Origin of the sequence: Lacihabitans soyangensis (assembly GCF_024343775.1) — a bacterium.
In the GTDB taxonomy this organism is placed as follows: Bacteria; Bacteroidota; Bacteroidia; order Cytophagales; family Spirosomataceae; genus Leadbetterella; species Leadbetterella soyangensis.
On the sequence record NZ_RJUF01000033.1, the window covers coordinates 1 to 13636 of the forward strand.

The 13636-nt window shown below is 38.5% G+C and carries 15 protein-coding genes; 14 read left to right on the forward strand and 1 reads right to left on the reverse strand.

Annotated features, from left to right (window positions below):
- The 3 genes from EGI31_RS11500 to guaB form a co-directional block, all read left to right on the forward strand.
- Positions 1 to 336 (forward strand): nitrilase-related carbon-nitrogen hydrolase (locus tag EGI31_RS11500; protein ID WP_310586203.1); only part of this gene is annotated, 336 nt, incomplete at its 5' end.
- 126 nt (positions 337 to 462) lie between these two features.
- Positions 463 to 1464 carry a WD40/YVTN/BNR-like repeat-containing protein gene (locus EGI31_RS11505; protein WP_255037380.1) on the forward strand — a complete coding sequence of 334 codons (1002 nt, stop codon included), beginning with the start codon at positions 463 to 465 and terminating at the stop codon, positions 1462 to 1464.
- 189 nt (positions 1465 to 1653) lie between these two features.
- A complete protein-coding gene (gene guaB, locus EGI31_RS11510; protein ID WP_255037381.1) occupies positions 1654 to 3123 on the forward strand; it encodes an IMP dehydrogenase in 1470 nt (489 codons plus the stop codon).
- Between the two features lie 57 nt (positions 3124 to 3180).
- On the opposite strand, the gene EGI31_RS11515 is transcribed toward guaB, so the two are convergent.
- Complete coding sequence (locus EGI31_RS11515) at positions 3181 to 3489, reverse strand: SCP2 sterol-binding domain-containing protein (RefSeq protein ID WP_255037382.1); 309 nt, start codon at positions 3487 to 3489, stop codon at positions 3181 to 3183.
- Between the two features lie 313 nt (positions 3490 to 3802).
- Between EGI31_RS11515 and EGI31_RS11520 the strand changes: the two genes are divergently transcribed.
- From EGI31_RS11520 to ftsZ, 11 genes are all read left to right on the forward strand, one after another.
- Entirely contained in the window at positions 3803 to 4405 is a 603-nt protein-coding gene (locus EGI31_RS11520) for an RNA polymerase sigma factor (protein ID WP_255037383.1), read from the forward strand.
- The gene (locus EGI31_RS11525; protein ID WP_255037384.1) at positions 4402 to 4593 is read left to right on the forward strand and encodes a hypothetical protein; all 192 of its coding nucleotides are present in this window, start codon (positions 4402 to 4404) and stop codon (positions 4591 to 4593) included. Before EGI31_RS11520 ends, EGI31_RS11525 begins: the two co-directional genes overlap by 4 nt.
- Complete coding sequence (locus EGI31_RS11530) at positions 4586 to 5413, forward strand: mechanosensitive ion channel family protein (protein WP_255037385.1); 828 nt, start codon at positions 4586 to 4588, stop codon at positions 5411 to 5413. Before EGI31_RS11525 ends, EGI31_RS11530 begins: the two co-directional genes overlap by 8 nt.
- 37 nt (positions 5414 to 5450) lie before the next feature.
- Positions 5451 to 6431, forward strand: coding sequence for a DUF3078 domain-containing protein (locus tag EGI31_RS11535; RefSeq protein ID WP_255037386.1), 981 nt, complete (start codon positions 5451 to 5453; stop codon positions 6429 to 6431).
- Between the two features lie 31 nt (positions 6432 to 6462).
- On the forward strand, positions 6463 to 6864 hold the full coding sequence (gene mscL / locus EGI31_RS11540) for a large conductance mechanosensitive channel protein MscL (protein ID WP_255037387.1): 402 nt from the start codon (positions 6463 to 6465) through the stop codon (positions 6862 to 6864).
- A gap of 167 nt (positions 6865 to 7031) precedes the next feature.
- On the forward strand, positions 7032 to 8201 hold the full coding sequence (locus tag EGI31_RS11545; RefSeq protein WP_255037388.1) for an FtsW/RodA/SpoVE family cell cycle protein: 1170 nt from the start codon (positions 7032 to 7034) through the stop codon (positions 8199 to 8201).
- Entirely contained in the window at positions 8198 to 9304 is a 1107-nt protein-coding gene (gene murG / locus EGI31_RS11550; RefSeq protein ID WP_255037389.1) for an undecaprenyldiphospho-muramoylpentapeptide beta-N-acetylglucosaminyltransferase, read from the forward strand. Before EGI31_RS11545 ends, murG begins: the two co-directional genes overlap by 4 nt.
- Positions 9301 to 10077, forward strand: a complete 777-nt coding sequence (locus tag EGI31_RS11555) for a GNAT family N-acetyltransferase (RefSeq protein ID WP_255037390.1) — start codon at positions 9301 to 9303, stop codon at positions 10075 to 10077. The genes murG and EGI31_RS11555 overlap by 4 nt, the downstream gene beginning before the upstream one ends.
- A gap of 2 nt (positions 10078 to 10079) precedes the next feature.
- Positions 10080 to 10838 (forward strand): POTRA-like domain-containing protein, encoded by a 759-nt coding sequence (locus tag EGI31_RS11560; protein WP_255037391.1) that lies wholly within the window; start codon positions 10080 to 10082, stop codon positions 10836 to 10838.
- Positions 10839 to 10896: 58 nt separating this feature from the next.
- A complete protein-coding gene (ftsA, locus tag EGI31_RS11565) occupies positions 10897 to 12279 on the forward strand; it encodes a cell division protein FtsA (protein ID WP_255037392.1) in 1383 nt (460 codons plus the stop codon).
- A 66-nt stretch (positions 12280 to 12345) separates the two neighbouring features.
- Positions 12346 to 13632, forward strand: a complete 1287-nt coding sequence (ftsZ, locus tag EGI31_RS11570) for a cell division protein FtsZ (protein WP_255037393.1) — start codon at positions 12346 to 12348, stop codon at positions 13630 to 13632.
- The last annotated feature ends 4 nt before the right edge of the window (positions 13633 to 13636 follow it).

Below are 13636 nucleotides of genomic sequence, written 5' to 3' on the forward strand. Positions count from 1 at the left end.
TTCCCTATTTGGAGTAGAAACACCGCACCATTTTACGACCTCCTAATTTATGTAGCATCTTGGCCAATGGCACGCATAGAAGCTTGGAGAACGCTTCTCAAAGCTAGAGCGATAGAAAACCAATGTTATGTAGTTGGTGTAAATCGTATAGGAACAGATGGCAACAACCTGATTTACAACGGACAGTCTTTAGTCATTGACTTCACTGGAAAGATTCTATGCGATGCCGAGGAAAAAGACACCATTATATCCACAGAATTATCATTCGAAAACCTACAAAACTTCCGCACAAGATTCCCTTTTTTATCAGACGGAGACAGTTTTGAATTAAAATAAAAAAGGTAAGAATTTTGCCCCAAGAAACCTTACGTGGCTTAATTTTTGAACATTTTTTATTATTATTGCCTTTTGATAAATTACCTATTAAAATTTATTCTATAAACCGATAATTTTCAACAGCCCTTGAAGAGACTTTTACTATTTATACTGTTTACAACCAGCTTATCACAACTTACGGCTCAAGATATTTCGGTAGATATTTTGCAGCAGGGCAAGTCTTTTGCCGACTCCTCTTACTATGACATCATCAAGGTTGAGGACAAATTTTGGGTTGCAGGCAAATATGGTATACTGAAGTCACTTGACGCACAAGGGAACATAGAAAACATATCTTATCCGACCGAAGGTCTGGATATCTACAAACTCGAAAACCTAGACAATCAAACGGTTTTGGCCAGTGGCGACAAAGGAACGCTATATATTCATGACCTCAAAACCAAGGCCTGGAAAACTATAAAAGTAAGAAATTACGAAAATGCCTGCTTTTATAATTTGGCTGTAGATAACCAAAAAAATATATTTTTGAGCGGCGGAAATTCAAAGATAGCCCATTCTGGAAAGAGTATTCCGAACGGATTTGTGTTGGTCTCCTCAGATATGGGTCAAACTTGGCGTCGGATTTACAAAAATACCTTCAACATGGTGTGGTGTGTTAAAAATAATCCCTTTGACAATAAAATTTATGGTTTGATGTACTCGCCCAACCGTACCAATCTCATGGTCTTTGAAAACAACCGCTGGATTAAAAAACAAAAACTAGGCAACAGTATTTACCATGAAGTCCAGTTTGAAGGTCCCGATAAATTTGTAGCAACGGGCGGCTGGGTTGGCAAAAAAGGAAGAATTCACAACACCGACCACAAAAAAGTATTCAACGATTCCGGCCTACTCTGGAGTAGAGTAAAAAACGACAAATACACACTTTTTACAGGCTGTGATGGCAATATAGTTTTGGAAACAAAAGACCAAAAACCCAGTATTCACCACACAAAGCTCAATCTACCCTTTAGTCTTTATGAGGCAATTTTTATAAGCCAAAATACCGCTTTTGCCATAGGCTCGGGGCGTACTTTACTAAAAATTTCAATCTCCGAAACACAGAATTTTGAAGCAAAAAATCTTTAATTTTTTGAGCAAAATAAACTTTGACTTCACTTACGATTTTTGAATGTCTAAATTGCCTTTTTCATATTTTGTATAGCATTAAATTGCACTTAGAGCAATAAACCCAATATCATTTAAAGTAAATGGCGGAATTTTAATAAATTTTCCATAGCTTTGCATGGCAAATAATAAAACTGAATTATTTGCCATATGTTAGACTCATCCAAGCTTCTTTTTGAAGCACTCACCTACGACGACGTACTACTTGTTCCTGCCTATTCTGAGGTTCTTCCAAAAGACACCAACACCAGAACTAAGCTCACAAAAAACATCGAAATAAATATTCCATTGATCTCTGCGGCAATGGACACCGTAACCGAGCACGAAATGGCCATAGCCATAGCCCAAGAAGGTGGTATCGGTATTATTCACAAAAACATGAGCATTGAGCAACAAGCCGATCAAGTGAGGCGAGTAAAACGCTCTGAAAGCGGCATGATAAGCGACCCAATTACGCTGAGCATCCATGCTGTAGTGGGTGATGCCTTGAAAATCATGCGAGAATACAAAGTCGGTGGAATTCCGGTAATAGACGAAAACGAAATCTTAAAAGGAATAGTAACTAACCGTGACTTGAGATTTCAGACCGATATGAGTCTGCCGATAAAAGAAATAATGACCATCAACAACCTCGTTACGGCAAACGAAGGCATCAGTCTTGATGATGCCGAAAATATCTTGATGCACAAAAAAATAGAGAAACTTCCTATAATAGATGCAAACAACAAATTGGTTGGCTTGATAACCTATAAGGATATTCTAAAGAAGAAAAATAAACCATACGCCGCCAAAGACAAAAGAGGCAGATTATTGGCTGGTGCGGCCGTAGGTGTAACGTCAGACCTTGAGGCAAGGGTAGCGGCTTTGGTAAAAGCAGGTGTTGATGTGGTAAGTATTGATACCGCCCACGGCCACTCAAAAGGTGTTATAGATGCACTCAAAAGTATTAAAGCCAAGTTTCCCAACCTAGATGTAATGTGTGGAAACGTGGCCACTGGAGAGGCAGCAAAAGCTCTTGCAGATGCCGGTGCAGATGCCGTAAAAGTCGGCGTGGGGCCTGGTAGTATCTGTACAACCCGTATCATTGCGGGTATCGGAATGCCCCAATTGTCCGCCGTTTATTTATGTGCAAAAGCATTAGAAGGTACCGGAGTACCGGTTATAGCTGACGGTGGTATCAGGTTTTCGGGTGATATAGTAAAGGCTATAGCCGCCGGTGCTGGCACCATAATGATGGGTTCAATGTTCGCCGGTACTGAGGAGTCTCCAGGCGAAATAGTTATTTTTGAAGGAAGAAAATTCAAGTCATACCGTGGTATGGGGTCGGTAGAGGCTATGGAAGACGGCTCTAAAGACCGTTATTTCCAAGATGCAACTGACGATGTTAAAAAATTAGTGCCTGAGGGTATAGTTGGGCGGGTTCCTTTCAAAGGTTTGGTAAGGGAAATCATCTACCAAATGACTGGAGGACTCAAAGCTGGTATGGGTTACTGTGGAGCCGCTAATATCGCTGAATTGCAAGAGGCCAAATTTGTTAAGATCACCTCTTCGGGTATGAAGGAATCTCACCCACATGATATACAAATCACGAAAGAGGCTCCAAATTATTCGACAAGATAAAAAAACAATAACCCCAATTTTTCTCAAAATTGGGGTTATTGCTATATAATTCATCAATTACATCAACCCTAAAATTTTAGCATACTTCATCATAGCACCTGGATTGGATATCTTTATTTTGCCCATCATCATAGCCATCATCGGATTGGTTTCGCCTTGTATGATTGACAACAGATCTTCTTCTTTGGCAGTAATGCTCACTTCGGCTTCGTCTGCGAGACCCTCATTAGCAGATATGGCACCGTCATTGACTACCAAGTGCATTTCTTTACCCTTCAGGTCAAAATTTATTTTAGTAGAAATACCCTCTAAATCCGAAGGATTTATTTTTGTTGTAAGTTTTTCGAAATAATCGTTGATAGTCATTTTTTTTGGAGATAAAATATTTTTCACAATATTATGCAAGCATACTTTATTTGCGAAATATTTTACCTAAACTTTCAAAAATAAATATCAAAAAGCTTATTGTACAACCTGCAAATAAGTTAAAATATTTAAAACAAAAGGGCATAATTGATTGAATTATAAACAATTAACATCCGTTTAGTAACAATTGCCATCCCCTTTTAAAACATTTAAAAATAAACTCTTAAATTTGTGTGCCTTCCAAAGGGCGATACCCAAGCCATGAGTTAAATTTTTTACCCAAAAGTTACTTTTTCAAAAAATCTGGTCAAAATTGAAGAACTCCAAATTAAAACATCTTAAAGACGAAGAATTAGTTGCATTTTATGTAGAAACTCAACGAAATGTTTATTTCGAGGAAATATACGAGAGATATGCAAACAAAGTTTATCGAAAATGTTACTCGTTTGTTTATAATCAAGCCAAAGCTGAAGATTTTACACACGACATTTTTTTGAAACTGATAGTTAAAATCGGGACTTTTAAAGAAACTTCAAAGTTTTCAACTTGGTTATATTCAATCACATACAATTATTGCATGGATCAAATAAGGGTAACCAAAAAAAACCAAGAAGTAGCACTTGAGGGTGACTATGAACTTGTAGACGACTACGAAGACGAAGAACTGGCTCAAATGCAAGGAAGTCAGCTAAGTAAAAGTTTAGAAAAAATACCGAGCGACGAAAAAGCACTAATATTGATGAAATATCAAGACGACTTTAGTATTAAGGAAATTGCCGAAACGCTAAAAATCACAGAAAGTGCAGTAAAAATGAGGCTCTTACGTAGTAAAGAAAAGCTTAGAAAGCTTTATCTGGAAAACATGGTGATTTTTGCTTTGATTGTTATAAAACTGATTTTTTTCTGGAAAAAATGAATATTACTGATGATTTTGATGATGATGATTTAATGGCTCCAGAAGCACTCAAAGAGATGTTGGTTTCTGAGATAGAACTCATCAGGGATGCCATGACCATTGTCAATATGTTTGTGGGAGAACCCATGCTAGCCGGTGTAAAATATTTACAAGAATTTGAACCAAAAAAAAATAATACACATGAATAAATTACCAAACCTTAAGGATATCCTGATTGATACATTCTCAAAACTAATAGAACAATTCAGCACCTTTACTTCGAACCTCATCAGTGCCATCGTTATTCTTTTAGTGGGTTGGATAGTGGCCAAAACCACATCTGTCATCATCAAAAATGTGCTTTCGAGAGTAGGGATAGACAAAATAGGCGATAAAATCAAAGAAATCGAGGCTGTAAAAAAGTTCAATCTAGACTTTAAGCTGAGCAACATAATTGCCACGATTGTTTATATCTTTATCATGCTGTTTTTGTCAGTTTCAGCGGCTGATAAACTAGGGGTACCAGCCATTTCTAACATGTTTTTGATGTTGGTCAACTTCATTCCAAAGGTCATGGTAGCTAGTGTAATGACGCTCTTGGGTCTTTTTCTTTCTGATTTAGCTCGAAACTTTGTGGTTGCCCTTTGTAAGTCTTTCAATATTGCCTCCGGCAAACTTATAGGCATGGGTGTCTTCTTTTTTCTGCTATTTATAACAGTGATATTAGCTTTGGGTCAAGCAGGTATAAACACCACATTGCTGGAGTCAAGCTTTAATATTATCATTGGCGGAATGGTACTTGCCTTTGCGATAGGTTATGGTTTTGCTTCTAAAGAAATTCTTTTGAATATTATCAGTTCTTTTTACTCTAAGAATAAGTTCGTGGAAGGTCAAGTAATTCAAATATCGGATACCAAAGGTAAAATCATAAAAATTGATAACACCAGTATAACTATTGAAACAAACGAGGGCCAAGCAATTTTCCCTTTGAAATTTTTGCAATCCGAAAAAGTGACTTTATTCAATTAAGCCGTCCTAAACCTGTTCTTATATAAAAAACTAAAAAATGAAAAAATTTACTCTCTTAACTTTTAGCTTCTTATTAGCAAGCACAATTCTTTGGGCTCAAAAACCTGAAAAGCCCTTACTCAAAAATATGGAAGATTCTTTGAAATACGGATGGTGGACCAAAGGAACTCAACTCGGAGCCAATTTCAGCGGCTCAGCCTTTAGCCAATCTTGGCAAGGTGGTGGTGTTAATAATATCGGCCTTGGTGCTGTGTTTAATAACAAAGCCGTATTCACAAAGGCGAAAGGGGCATTTACTAGTGATCTCCAACTCCAATTGGGTTTTTTAAATAATCTACCAAAAGTAAACGGTGTTACTCAAAGAGAATTCAGAAAAAACATCGATAGGTTATTTTACGATGCCAAATATGCCAGAAAAATCAGTGATAGGCTCAATTGGTTTGCAGGAGTTAATTTACTATCGCAATTTATAACCGGTTACGACTATGCCAATACTAAAAGACCAGTAATTTCAAGCCTTTTTGCCCCTGCTTTTCTTTCAGAAGGTATTGGTTTAGAGTACAAAGCGTCACCCTATTTGATGCTTTCTTTTGGAGGAGCTACCTTGCGTCAGACATTCGTAATGAATGATGAAGTTTTTGAAAACACAAAAAAAGCGGGTACAACCAAAGATGGAAAACCCACTTTCTATTCTTATGGAGTAGAACAAGGTAAAAAAATGCTTTTCGAAGCAGGTTTTCAAGGAGTAGCTGCTTACGACAGAAATATTTCAAAAAACTTAAATATCAAAGCCAGATGGCAGTCTTTCTACGCTTATGCACCGATATCAAAAGCCGTCGACCACAACGTTAACGTTATTTTGACAGCCAAACTAAATAAATATATTAACCTAAACATGGGACTTATTGGTATCTTTGATAGAGATCAAATATCTAAAGCTGATGTGGATGGTGGTAAATTTAACAGTACCTGGCAAACAAATGGAGGTCTAAACTTAGGCTTCGGAATTCAATTGTAACCAATTTTTTAATTTAAACCTATATAATTTCATGTTAAAAGAATTCAAAAACTTCATTATGACTGGCAATGTCATTGACCTTGCAGTCGGTGTTATTTTAGGTGCTGCAGTTGGAGCAGTAGTAAACGGTTTTGTGGCTGACATAGCCATGCCATTTGTAGGCCATTTTACTGGTGGTGCTGACTTCTCGGAATTGAAGTATGTACTGGATGAGGCAATTTTAGGCCCAGATGGTGCTGTAGTTACCCCAGAAAACGCCATTAAGTATGGTTCATGGATAAATACCATCATTAAGCTAATTGCGGTTGGTCTGGTTTTATTTGTAATTGTAAAAGCTTACAATAAAACAAAGAAACCTGTAGAGGAAGCGGCTCCTGCTGGTCCATCAGAGATTGATCTATTAACGGAAATCAGAGATGCTCTGAAAAAATAAATTCCGTTAAAATATTCGAAAAGGGGAAATCAAGCGAGATTTCCCCTTTTTTTATTTAGCGGTGATATATTTTGGAAAATTTGCTAATTTTTTCAGAATTAATAATTTATTTTTGTTTTGAAAACATTTGGTTTTCTACGTGCTAAAAATATAAAATTCTTAATCCGATGATTCCCTTCAAACTGAAGAACCATCTGCAAGGCGACAAGCAGATATGGTGGATACTATTGTTGCTTTCACTCATTAGTGTGGTGGTAGTTTACAGCTCGGTAAGTGCATTAGCTTACCGCAAAACCGACGGAAATACAGAGTTTTTTCTTCTTAAGCATACTTTTTTTCTACTCGTAGGTTTGTCAATTACATTTGTGATTCATAAGTTCGACTTTACACAATATGCCGGACTGGCCCATGTTTTTCTTTGGTTTACACCGTTTTTGATACTTTATACGCTCATGTTTGGAATCAGTGTTGGAGGAGCAAGGCGTTGGGTTTCTATACTTGGATTTTCATTCCAAACCTCTGATTTTGTAAGACTTGTACTCATTACCAACCTCTCTGCCATGCTAGCAAGGCGGCAACACATTGAATACAAAGCTCAAGACCTCTGGATAATGATATTCTGGACCGGACTAATAGTCGGTCTACTTTCAATATCAAGCTTTTCTACCTCCGTAATTTTGGGAATAACTTGCTTTCTTATAATGTGGATTGGTCGTGTACCTAATCGCTTTTTACTACGAATGGTATTGGTGTTGGTAGCAGGCTTGTTCGGCGTTTTATCTCTCGGTTTGGTTGTTAAACGAGCTACGGGAACCGAGCTAGGACGTGTGCAAACCGTTATAGACCGTACAGAAAGTTTTGTTACAAAAGATCTAGATGGTGATGGGAGAACAGGAGGCGAACATGGTAGTGTGAGTGATCAAAAAGACTATGCTCTCATAGCCATAGCAAAAGGTGGTATTTTCGGTATTGGCCCAGGAAATAGTAGTCAAAAAAACATTCTTCCAGATGCATTCTCTGATTTTATCTATTCTATTTTGATAGAAGAATGGGGTCTACTTGGTGGTTTAGTGGTAATGGGGCTTTATCTATGGTTACTTTATCGAGGTGTCTGGAATATAGAAAACACCAAGAGAGCATTCGGAGGATTATTGAGTGTTGGCCTTACCTTAAGTATAGTTTTACAGGCATTTGCCCATATGTTTATAAACGTAGGCCTAGGACCAGTAACCGGACAAACGTTGCCCTTGATAAGTATGGGTGGTACATCGGCCTTGTTTACATCTGTAGCCATCGGTATAGTTTTAAGTGTCACTAAAAACTCAGACAAAGTATGAACAACGAACTAAGAGTTATCATATCAGGTGGTGGCACGGGTGGTCATATTTTTCCGGCTGTAGCCATTGCTAACGAAATAAAAGCCCAAAAACCGAATTCCAAAATCCTTTTCGTGGGAGCCTTGGGCAAAATGGAAATGGAAAAAGTGCCAAAGGCTGGTTATGAAATCGTAGGCTTACCGATAGCAGGATTTAACAGATCCAATATGCTAGCCAATGTTTCTTTTCCTTATAAGCTCATAAAAAGTTTAATTTTAGCGATCAAAGTTCTTCGAAACTTCAAACCTGACATTGCCATAGGCGTTGGTGGTTTTGCTAGTGGTCCTACGCTTCGGATGGCTAACCTATTGGGCATAAAAACGCTCATACAAGAGCAAAACTCTTACGCCGGGGTTACAAATAAAATTCTTTCGAAAAAAGCAGAAAAGGTTTGTGTGGCCTACCCAAATATGGAGAAGTTTTTCGATAAAGACAAAATAGTTTTCACCGGAAATCCAGTGAGGGGTGATCTAGCCAAAATCGAAATAAGCTCAGCCGAAGCCAAAAAATCCTTTGGTTTAGAACCTGATCGCAAAACCTTGTTGATTATTGGAGGTAGCTTGGGAGCTTTGAGTATCAACAAAGGCATCAGCAATGGCCTCAAGGATATTTTGAATGCTGACCTGCAGGTTATTTGGCAAACTGGCAAAACTTACATTGATCAAGCAAGAGAGACTGTCGCAAATCTACAAACCAGTAGAGTGTATGTATCGGACTTTATCTATGAAATGGACAAAGCCTACGCCGCCGCCGATTTGGTGGTTTCAAGAGCAGGAGCCTTGTCGGTATCCGAGCTTTCTCTGGTTGGTAAAGCCGCTATTTTGGTTCCGTATCCGTTTGCAGCCGAAGACCACCAAACTCAGAACGCTCTAAGTCTAACATCAAAAGACGCCGCAATACTGGTTAAAGATGCCGAAATAGCAGACCATTTGGTTGATTCAATAGTTGAGCTGGCGGAAAATGCAACAAAGCTCAGAGTATTGTCAGAAAATATTCTGAAATTTGCAAAACCTCATGCTGCAAAAGAAATAGTGGAGGAAATTTTTAAAGTAACCCAAAAATGAAAGTCTTTTTCTCTGAAAATAATGTCGACTACGGCACTTATACTTTCAACTATGCCATTTACGCTCAGAAAGAGTCGCAGGCAGAGTTGACTGAGATATACGACAAAGGCTTTCTTCCATACACTGGTAATATAAACATCGAATGCGAGCTCTTTTATTTGGCCAGAAGTTTACGGGTTGATCTACAAAACTTTGATGATACCTCAGAGAATCGTCGTGTGAGTAGGTTGGTTGAACCACTGGACATAAGGCTGGAGCTTTTAGAAAAAAGGACATTTGATACGAAAGACCCTGAATTTGTGGCCTTTTGCTCAAACTACATCAACGAAAGAATAGGCGAAGACAACATGAGCCTCGAGAGGTGGGATTACATACTCAAACAAGAAACTGGCACGCATTTTTTTAAATTTAGTAATTCTGAAAAAGTGCTAGGTTATGTTTTGGCAGCAATAAACGACGACTTGGTACATTATTGGTTCGCGTTTTTTGACACCCAATACATGAGAACACACTCTTTGGGCAAATGGATGATGTGGCGTGTAATACGCTGGAGCAAAGACCATAACAAAAAAAACATTTACTTAGGAACTGCATACAAGCCTGCGGCACTTTATAAAATTAGAGACCACAAAGGCTTAGAGTTTTGGGATGGACAAAAATGGAACACTGACACCAAAATATTGAAAGATTGGTGTCAAACTGACTTGGAACCCAAGCCATCGGATAGATTTAAACTTTTAGAGGAACCCAATAAATTTTTGAGTGAGTTATGAAAATGCCGAAACTTAAAAAAACCGTAAGTTATGCAATTGGAGGCTCTTTGGCTGCCTTTGCACTATTTCTGATATTGGCCGCCACCAAAAACAACGCCTCCAGAAGATGCCAAGGTCTCGAAACCAAAATAAAAGACAACGCAGACCAGTTTTTGGTGACCAAAGAAGACATTGAAAAATGGGTTACCCAGTATGGCAATGACCCTTTCGAGGGAAAAATAATAGAAAATATCAGCCTTGAAAAGGTAGAAAAGCGTGTTCTTGAAAGCGGAACAGTTAAAAGCTGCAAAGCTTACTTTGATCGTCATGGATATTTGGTACTCGATATTGAAGCTTTTAAACCAGTGGGAAGAATACTTAGCAACAGCGAGAATGGCGATAGATATATAGATAAGGAAGGCAATCTATTTCCAATATCTAAGCATTTTAGCCCGACGGTATTGCTTATCAGTGGTAATTACATAAACAGACTAAGAAGTCTGAAGTCAGAAAAAAACAGCGATTTGTTAAATCTGATCAATACCATAAGTGAGGACGAGTTCTGGTCGGCACAAATTACACAAATAGACGTGAACGAAAACAAAGAGGTAAACATGATTCCGCTCATGGGCAAGAACGTGATAGAATTTGGAAAACCCGAAAACATCAATGCCAAATTCGATAAGCTTTTGGTGTTTTATAAGCAGATATTGCCACAAAAAATATGGAGCGACTTTTCGAAGGTAAGCGTAAAATATGAAGGCCAAATAGTTTGTAATTGAGTGATTTTAAATAAGTTTGTATAAATATTAATTTGCAGTTTAATAATATAAATCTGACATGGAAGAAGATAACTTGGTAGTGGGTCTCGACATAGGTACTTCAAAAATAAGTGCGGCGGCCGGTTCTTTACAAAAAGACGGAACCATTAAAATCAATGGTTTTGTGGAGAGAGCTGTAGTGCCTAAAGACGAAGTTCTGAGAAATGGCGAGATAGAAAATGCTCATCGCACCATTGAGATTATTGATGAGGTTTTGGAAGAACTTGCCGACAAACTCACCATCAATCTTGAGTCCGTAAATGTCAATATATCAAACCCAGAAATCAGTGGGCACTTTCATAAAGGAAAAGTGACCAAATCGGGTGAAAACAAACAAATTCAGCAAGCCGATGTAGATAAACTTGCAGACGATGTGAGAGTAACTTTCAAGGCACATCCGGGAAGAATTGTGCTTCACTGCATGCCGCAAGATTTTTATGTAAACGACATAAAAGCTGGCGAAAAAGTGGTAGGTAAGTTTGGTGTTCAGATTGGCGGTGACTTCTTTTTTGTGACTTCTAGGGCCGAAAGTTTAGAAAACCTCCACTACACCCTGAAAAGTGTAAAGGCCAAGACTGACGACGATAAACCAGCACCTATTCAGGTAGAAAACGTACTTTTAAGCTCAGTTGCTGACTCTTTTGCACTGCTCGATAACACCATAGACGACAAACGTAATGGTGTAGCCATAGTAAACATCGGTGCAGAAATGATGGAGATTTGTATTTATCTCAAAAATGGCATTCGCTACTTTAAAGCCCTTCCTATAGGTGGTAACTCCATCACAAAAGATTTAGCGGAAACATTCCAGATAAGTTTTGAAGAGGCCGAAATCCTTAAAAAGATATGTGGAAACATCCCTTCGAGTAGCATCAGCGACACGGAGGCGGCTGTTATCGAACGTAAAAAAGACCTTGCCCCTGTTGAAATTATTCTTAAAAATGCCTCTACGGTGGTAGAGTGGCGTTTGAAAGAGATTGCAGCTATTGTTAAAAGTGAGCTAATTCGCTCTGGCTATGATGGCATGCTCACCAATGGTATAATACTCACTGGTGGAACAGCTTCAATGGGAATTATCAAAGACATCTTCATTGATGTTTGTAAAATGAAAAGTGTCAGAAAAGCCAAAATGAGTAGCAAAATCAATTTTAACGGTCATGAGTTTCTGAACAAACCGAAATACTCCACAGTCTTAGGTCTCATGATGGCTCCTTATTTTGCTTTTGATACTAGACTGGACAATAGAATTCTCAAACACGCCACTATAAAAGAACTCGAGGTTGAAGTTCCTGAGAAAAAAACAGGAAGTGTTAAAGAAGCCAAGGCACCCAAAAAACCGATATTTGAGATGCTCAAGGATCTTATCATCGACAAAAAAATGAACGATGAATATATTAACTAAGGTTTTAACGAGCTTTAGCAATTTATGGTGAAAGTACCCAGATATAAAATTGAATTCAATTCCAAAATGGAAAAAATAATAAAAGTAATTGGTGTAGGAGGCGGCGGCGGAAACGCCATGCTCAACATGTACAACCAAGGCATGCACGATGTGGATTTTGTGGCCTGTAATACAGATGCACAGGCTCTCAAGCAGTTTCCAGAAGACGTCATTCAACTCCAACTGGGTGCCGAACTCACCAAAGGACTTGGAGCAGGAACCGACTGGAAAGTAGGCAAACAAGCTGCCATTGAAAGCGAAAAAAGTATTAATGATATTCTGGCTGACCCTACCGAGATGGTTTTTATCACTGCCGGTATGGGTGGTGGAACCGGTACAGGTGCTGCACCAGAAATTGCAAGATATGCTAAGGCCAAAAACAGATTGACCATCGGAGTTGTAACAGATCCCTTCAGACATGAAGGACTAGACAAGTTTGAACAAGCCTCTAATGGTATAGCCAAACTCAAAGAATGTTGCGATACCGTTTTGGTAATCAAAAACGACCGACTAGTAGAAATGTATGGTGATCTCGACATAGAGTCTGCCTACAAAAAAGCCGATGAAGTATTGGCTAATGCTGTAAGAAGCATAGCCGAGCTTATTACCCGTCCTGGTATCGTAAACCTTGACTTTGCAGATGTTAAAACAGTCTTAGGCGATGCTGGTCACGCCGTTATGGGTTCTGCGGAAGCTACCGGCCCCGATAGAGCCTCTTTGGCTATAGAAGCCGCATTGAACTCACCGTTGCTCGAGAACAACAACATCAAAGGTGCCAAACGTATATTGGTTTCGATAGCCTACTCTGACGAACTGCCAGAATACAAAATAAAAATGTCTGACCAAGCAAAGGTGACGGATTTTGTAGAAAGTCAAATAAAATCGAGAGCCAAGATATTCAAACATGGATTTGCGATTGACCGTAGCTTGAAGGACAAAGTGCGGGTAACTATAGTTGCTGCAAGATTTGATGATAACATTGAAGAACCAGAGATTATTGAGCCACCTAAAGTGGAGCCAAAAATTGAAGTTGGGAAAGGTATAGATGCCATTATTCCAGAAAAACCAGCCAAGGTAATTGTTCCAAAGCCTACTAATCAAATCGGACTTTTCGAGCAAGAAGATAAATTTTTGAAAGGTATCAGCGATTTCACAAAAAATGGAGTAAACATTGATGACCTTTTAGATTCTCCAGCATTTAAAAGATATGGAGTGGAGCTTATTGATATTAACGAGGTAGGTGAGGAAAATCTCGACAAAATAAACCTATTAGATTTATACACTGAATTGAGCAATCAAAAACTTATAGACTAGTTCT

Coding starts and splice junctions, on each gene's coding strand:
- ftsZ (WP_255037393.1), top strand. CDS start 12,346: ATGGAAAAAATAATAAAAGTAATTGGTGTAGGAGGCGGCGGCGGAAAC.
- EGI31_RS11555 (WP_255037390.1), top strand. CDS start 9,301: ATGAAAGTCTTTTTCTCTGAAAATAATGTCGACTACGGCACTTATACT.
- ftsA (WP_255037392.1), top strand. CDS start 10,897: ATGGAAGAAGATAACTTGGTAGTGGGTCTCGACATAGGTACTTCAAAA.
- EGI31_RS11560 (WP_255037391.1), top strand. CDS start 10,080: ATGCCGAAACTTAAAAAAACCGTAAGTTATGCAATTGGAGGCTCTTTG.
- EGI31_RS11525 (WP_255037384.1), top strand. CDS start 4,402: ATGAATATTACTGATGATTTTGATGATGATGATTTAATGGCTCCAGAA.
- EGI31_RS11545 (WP_255037388.1), top strand. CDS start 7,032: ATGATTCCCTTCAAACTGAAGAACCATCTGCAAGGCGACAAGCAGATA.
- EGI31_RS11535 (WP_255037386.1), top strand. CDS start 5,451: ATGAAAAAATTTACTCTCTTAACTTTTAGCTTCTTATTAGCAAGCACA.
- murG (WP_255037389.1), top strand. CDS start 8,198: ATGAACAACGAACTAAGAGTTATCATATCAGGTGGTGGCACGGGTGGT.
- guaB (WP_255037381.1), top strand. CDS start 1,654: ATGTTAGACTCATCCAAGCTTCTTTTTGAAGCACTCACCTACGACGAC.
- EGI31_RS11515 (WP_255037382.1), bottom strand. CDS start 3,489: ATGACTATCAACGATTATTTCGAAAAACTTACAACAAAAATAAATCCT.
- mscL (WP_255037387.1), top strand. CDS start 6,463: ATGTTAAAAGAATTCAAAAACTTCATTATGACTGGCAATGTCATTGAC.
- EGI31_RS11530 (WP_255037385.1), top strand. CDS start 4,586: ATGAATAAATTACCAAACCTTAAGGATATCCTGATTGATACATTCTCA.